Source organism: Wolbachia endosymbiont of Nasonia oneida, from assembly GCF_009012935.1.
GTDB lineage: Bacteria > Pseudomonadota > Alphaproteobacteria > Rickettsiales > Anaplasmataceae > Wolbachia > Wolbachia pipientis.
Window position 1 is genome coordinate 1 of sequence record NZ_QESS01000031.1, and the last position, 5,128, is coordinate 5,128.

At 35.8% G+C, this 5,128-nt stretch carries 5 protein-coding genes; all 5 read left to right on the forward strand.

Features of this window, described 5'->3' with window-relative positions:
- Nucleotides 1-236 precede the first annotated feature (236 nt).
- The 5 genes from DEF52_RS05760 to DEF52_RS05780 all read left to right on the forward strand — a co-directional run bounded on the left by DEF52_RS05760 (nt 237) and on the right by DEF52_RS05780 (nt 4,758).
- A complete protein-coding gene (locus DEF52_RS05760; RefSeq protein ID WP_151808113.1) occupies nt 237-1,943 on the forward strand; it encodes an ABC transporter ATP-binding protein in 1,707 nt (568 codons plus the stop codon).
- A 195-nt stretch (nt 1,944-2,138) separates the two neighbouring features.
- Nucleotides 2,139-2,357, forward strand: coding sequence for a hypothetical protein (locus DEF52_RS05765; RefSeq protein WP_010962563.1), 219 nt, complete (start codon nt 2,139-2,141; stop codon nt 2,355-2,357).
- Nucleotides 2,358-2,452: 95 nt separating this feature from the next.
- Nucleotides 2,453-4,159: an arginine--tRNA ligase gene (argS, locus tag DEF52_RS05770; RefSeq protein ID WP_151808114.1), complete on the forward strand. Its 1,707-nt coding sequence runs from the start codon at nt 2,453-2,455 to the stop codon at nt 4,157-4,159.
- Between the two features lie 94 nt (nt 4,160-4,253).
- On the forward strand, nt 4,254-4,478 hold the full coding sequence (locus DEF52_RS06335) for a hypothetical protein (RefSeq protein ID WP_010962565.1): 225 nt from the start codon (nt 4,254-4,256) through the stop codon (nt 4,476-4,478).
- The gene (locus DEF52_RS05780; protein ID WP_077188096.1) at nt 4,459-4,758 is read left to right on the forward strand and encodes a type II toxin-antitoxin system RelE family toxin; all 300 of its coding nucleotides are present in this window, start codon (nt 4,459-4,461) and stop codon (nt 4,756-4,758) included. The genes DEF52_RS06335 and DEF52_RS05780 overlap by 20 nt, the downstream gene beginning before the upstream one ends.
- The last annotated feature ends 370 nt before the right edge of the window (nt 4,759-5,128 follow it).

A 5,128-nucleotide genomic window follows, 5' to 3' on the forward strand; every position in this document is an offset into this window, starting at 1 on the left:
AAATTACTATTTTTACTACTTTATCCTAGTTTCGAAAGAAGTCTAATAGCTTCAGTTTCATGATAAGGGGGCTGGCGGAGTTTGTCAAGTAAGTTTTTTGTTTCTGCGAGCTACTACCCTTTCTTGGTGGACTAAAATCACAACAGCTGCAGAACCTAAATTGCTTCATACTACACCTTTCCCCTTTCCCCTGAAACTAAAATCTATATACTTAACTTTAGAAACTTTAAAATAAGATGCGATCTAATATTAGGCAGTTATTTTACTATATAAAGCCTAATCTATCTTATTTCATCATAGCTTTTATTGCAGTTTTATTTTCAGCCTTAACGATCCTCCTCTTTGGCAGAGGCTTAAGCAATATAATTGATTCTGGCACAGAGCACGATTTTACTACCAAACTATTAGTTGCAATACTTATAGTTTTAGCCATTTCTCTCACTGCATTTACTCGGTTATATTTCATTGGCATTGGCAGCGAGAAAGTTATCGCAAGAATCAGATATGACTTATATAGCAGTATCACTAACTTGCAACCAAGTTTCTTTGAGAACACAGGCGTACAAGATGTTATCTCAGCGTTAATTACTGATACCTCTGTGCTGCAATCAATAATAAACAGCAGCTTACTAACCATATTACGAAATTTTGTGATTCTGATTGGCAGTGTTGCTATGTTATTATATACAAATATACAACTAACTGCGTATGCAGCCGCAATAATACCTATACTACTCATTATCATGACCTCACTTGGAAAAAAAGTGCGTAGCTATGCACGCTTTGCCCAGGATAAATTAAGTGAGCTTGCATCACTTAGTGAGGAAAATTTTCGGTCTATCGTAACCATCAAATCGTTTGTACTCGAGGAAAACGAAAAAATCCGTTTTAAGGAACATTTAAACTCAGTATCAAAATCATACGTAAAATTAGTACTCTTGCGTGCTATTCTAGTAACTCTAGTTATCACGTGTGTGATAGGTTCACTAGTTGTTTTGCTCTTTTTTGGTATTAAAGAAGTCTTAAGCAATAATATAACTATTGGAAAACTCTCCTCATTTGTGTTTTATTCAGCGCTCGCAGCAGGAGCTATAAATAATTTGAGCGATAATATCAGTGATTTACAACGAGGTCTTGGAATAGTAGAGCGTTTATTTGAATTTAAAAATATGAAAAGCTCTATAGCAGATCCCGATGATCCTATAAAAATTTGTAGTGTTCAAAAGGGAATTTCGTTTAATGGTGTAACATTTTTTTATGCTGATAAGCCAGCATTAGATAACGTATCATTTTCTATAGAGGCAGGTCAAGCAGTATCAATTGTTGGACCATCTGGCAGTGGTAAAAGCACCATTTTAAAGCTTCTGCTCCGTTTTCATGATCCAAACAAAGGTAGCATTACTATCGATGGGCACAATATTAAGTCAATTGCGCTAAATGACCTCAGATCGTTGTTTGGCTTAGCGCCACAAGATCACATGATATTTTCTTGCTCAATAATGGAAAATATACTATATGGCAAACCAGGTGCCGAATATGAGGAAGTGAAGCAAGCAGCCATCAGCGCTTATGCAATGGAATTTATTGATAAGCTGCCTGATAAATTTGATACATTTGTAGGAAAAAGAGGATTAAAACTTTCTGAAGGACAAAAACAACGTATTGTAATAGCAAGGGCCATACTCAACAATCCTCAGGTTTTAATACTGGATGAAGCAACCTCTGCCCTTGATTACAAAAGTGAGAACCTCGTGCAAAAAGCATTGAGCAAGTTAATGCAAAACAGAACAACAATCGTAATTACACACAGGCTATCAACCGCACTCAAGACTGACAAGATTATAGTAATTAATCATGGAAAAGTAGAAGAAGTAGGAACTCATGACTCTCTAATAAGTAAAGACGGGCTGTATGCAAAACTGGCGAAGATACAGTGGAATTGAAAGAAAATTTAAATCATACCGTTAGTTGATATGCTAGATTTATAATTAAAATTATTAAATTTTTAATTTTATTATTTTATAATGGTTCCATAGTTATCCGGAAATTTCGTGATCTGTAGTTTCTTTCATTCACGTTATATTCATAGCTTGTTCTATCTTAATGTAATTCCAATTTTGACTGTATAGGAGGTCTCTATGTTAAAACATAACTATAGTGATAAAATCAATAATCGCTATTCATATACTAACAAATTTTCTTATAGTGATGAGGGTGTAGACGAGACGATCAAGGATAAAATCACAACTGAAGATCAGGTAGTAACTGATGATGTTGAAGAGCCTGATGCTGGTAATGATGGTTACAGCGAAGGTATGGCTTTCTCTTACCATGGTTACGGCAACGACTTAATATAAACTCTGATCCAGGAAGATAAAATAGTTAAGATAAACCTTCAACTAGCCCCACTTATTCGCTATATTGTTGGAGGTTTTCATAGTTTTTCTAGTTGATGAACATTTTCAAAAGGGCTTCTTCCTTAATTTTGAGTAAATTAAACGAGTTGAAGCAAAGGGGTATTATAAATACAGATACAACAAACTTTATCGTAGAACCCCCAAGTAACAGAGCACATGGAGACATTTACACAAACGTTGCTATGGTGCTCGCAAAGCATGAAAAGAAGAATCCCATTGAAATTGCAGAGGTTTTAGCCAAAGAATTTGAACTTTTTGATGAAGTTGCAAAAGTGGAAATAGCGGGCCCTGGTTTCATCAACATACACTTAAAAATAAAAGTATGGCATGGGATTTTAAAACAAATAAATGAGCTAAAAACAGAGTTTGGCACCCTAGATATAGGGAACAATCAGGCCATCAATGTTGAATTTGTATCTGCAAATCCAACTGGTCCACTGCATATTGGTCATGCAAGAGGGGCAGTATTTGGTGACGTTCTGGCAAATTTATTGAAAAAAGTTGGTTATAAAGTTACTAAGGAATACTATATTAACGATGCTGGAGCGCAGATAGATACACTAATAAAGTCAGTATATCTGCGGTACAAAGAAGCTCTGGGAGAAAAAATCAGTATAGAAAAAGGTTTATACCCAGGTGAATATTTAAAACCAATAGGGGAGGGGCTAGCTAAAAAATATGGCAAGGAATTTCTAAAAAAGCAAGATAATCAAATAATTAGGGAATATACTTTAAGTTTTATCTTAGAACTCATAAAGGAAGACATGAACTTGCTTGGAGTAAATCATGATGTTTTTACTTCAGAGTATGAGCTACAAAAAAGTGGCAAAATTGAAGAGAGTATAAAGATATTGTCTGACAAGGGTCTAGTGTATGAAGGGTACCTGGAGAAACCAAAAGGCAAAGAAAGCGAAAATTGGACTTCCAGAAAAGAGATGCTATTTCGCTCTACAAAATTTGGTGATGACGTTGACCGTGCATTGAAGAAAGAGGACGGCAGTTGGACTTATTTTGCCTCGGATATCGCTTACCATTTTGATAAGATATCGCGTGGTTTTAACAATATGATCGTAGAGCTTGGTAGTGACCACGGCGGTTATGTCAAAAGACTCAAAGCAGTCGTCTCTGCGCTCAGTGATGATCAAGCAAAAATAGAGGTAAAACTGCATAATATTGTGAATTTTTTCGAGAACGGCAAACCTGTTAAGATGTCCAAAAGATCAGGAAATTTCCTCACAGCAAGAGATGTAGTGGAAGAAGTTGGCAGGGACATAACTCGTTTTATAATGTTAACACGCAAGAATGATATGGTCTTGGACTTTGATTTTGCTAAAGTTAAAGAACAGTCAAAAGACAACCCTATTTTTTACGTGCAATATGCGCATGCTCGTGCTCATTCGTTAATGCGTAATGCTCCAAAAGAGCTCCCAACAGCAGATCCTTCACTTTTAAGGACAGGTGGAGAGCTCTTCCTCATAAAAACCTTAGCAAAGTGGCCAGATGTGGTAGAAATTGCAGCAAGGCTTTGTGAGCCACACAGAATTACTTTCTACTTACTTGAAGTTGCAGAAGCGTTTCACGTTTTATGGGGGTATGGCAAGAGTGATTTAAACATGCGTTTCATACTGGAAGACAACTTAAACCTCACCGCTGCAAGAATGTTTCTCGTGCAAGCCTTAGCGCACGTCATCGCTTCTGGACTTTCTATCTTCAATATAGAGTCTTTGGAAGAGATGAGTTGATTTTTTTATGCAAGATTGTTTTTTCAACGAATAGAGAAGTTGACAAAATTAAGTAAAAATGTTATAGTTTATAGTAGTATTTTCTGGTTAATATATGGCTCACAGTCAAAAAAAGCTCAATGTTAATGTAAGTTTTGACAGTAAATTGGCTCAGTATCTTACAGAAATGGCAGAGACTCAAAATAAAACTATTCCTGAAGTTTTAGTAGATTTAGTGGAAGAAGAGTTCGAAGAAGATGTAGAGCTATCCAAAATAGCTGACGATCGCCTCTCTGAAGGTGAAGAAGAAGTAGAGGATGATGAAAACATCTGGAAATAAAACTTACACTATAAAATTCTTAAAAAATGTTATTGAAAAAGAAATTCCAGCTCTTCCGGCAAAGATTAAATTAATGGTTCAGGAGGCCATAAAGAAACGCCTTACAGTTGATCCTTTTAATCTAGGAAAGCCTTTATGTCATAGCTTTAGAGGGCAATATAGGATAAGGGTTAGCAACTACTGTATAATTTACAGCATAAATCATTCAGAGCGCAGAGTACTTATTACTGCAGTGGGGCATAGAAAAAACATTTACAAACACAGGAGATTACACAATTAAAAATATAAGAAAGATCTCACCGCTGCAACTTGTCCAAGCCTTAGCACACGTCATTGCTTCTGGACTTTCTATCTTTAATATAGAGCCGTTAGAAGAAATGAGTTGATTTTTTTTGTTACAATATGTAATGATCAAAATATTATTCAAAGTAGGGTAAAGTTATGACAATCAGTTTTAAGGAGTATTCAACTGTATTCACTGAAGTTGCGGAACAGACAGATTTAAATGGAAATAACATAATTGAAAGAATAAAAGGGCATTAGCATAGATCCCGCTAACAAGCAGCGGGATGACGGTTGTCAGGGTGTCAGGCTAGTACCTTCTCCACTGCCATTAAGTTAAGGAAAGAATGGTTAAAAACTGAACTAAA